The sequence below is a fragment of the Aeromicrobium sp. Leaf272 genome, from assembly GCF_001422865.1.
Classification (GTDB): Bacteria; Actinomycetota; Actinomycetes; order Propionibacteriales; family Nocardioidaceae; genus Aeromicrobium.
In genome coordinates this window covers 1-532 of the sequence record NZ_LMMY01000004.1, presented here as the reverse complement: position 1 = coordinate 532, position 532 = coordinate 1, and the positions used below count along the sequence as shown (strand labels likewise).

Here is a 532-nt window from a genome sequence, read left to right as displayed (position 1 = left end):
GTGTGTTGTTTGGGTCCACAATGGCGGCGGGCGAGATTTCTTCTTCTTAGTTGAAGGTTTGACCAATCGCATAGTGCTAAGGAATTATTCCTATCGCCAGCAAAAAGTTGATGAAATCGGATAAAGTCAGGCCGTCCGCCGAAGAATTTTCCATTTTGATTCAAGACCTCCCGGATGAGGTCCAAATTATTAACCACTAGGCATTTCGACGTTCCCAATTGCAGCGTAAAAATGTCTCCATAAGTTTTCGCCAAGTCCGTGAAAGACTGGAATGGCGATTCGTGCTTGCCCAAAAGGTGCATATTACCTATTATTGGCAAAGGTGTAGGTCCCGGCGCCTCTTTTAGAACCAAAGTCTTATTTTCACCATATTTATTGAACTTTTTGTAAGTTATGGTGTTTGAGAAATAAATTTTGTATACCGCTACCAAAAAGGCGGCGAGCAAAAAGAGTGCACTCAACATCTTATTTTTTAATAAAAAAAAAAGATTTTTTAGAGTGGCTACACCGGTGGAGGGAACGACTATTCCGG

1 protein-coding gene is annotated in these 532 nt (G+C 41.5%); it reads right to left on the bottom strand.

Features of this window, described 5'->3' with window-relative positions; all coding sequences use genetic code 11:
- On the bottom strand, nucleotides 1-532 hold a 532-nt coding region (locus tag ASF38_RS16970), incomplete at both ends, for a cytochrome P450 (protein WP_235497336.1).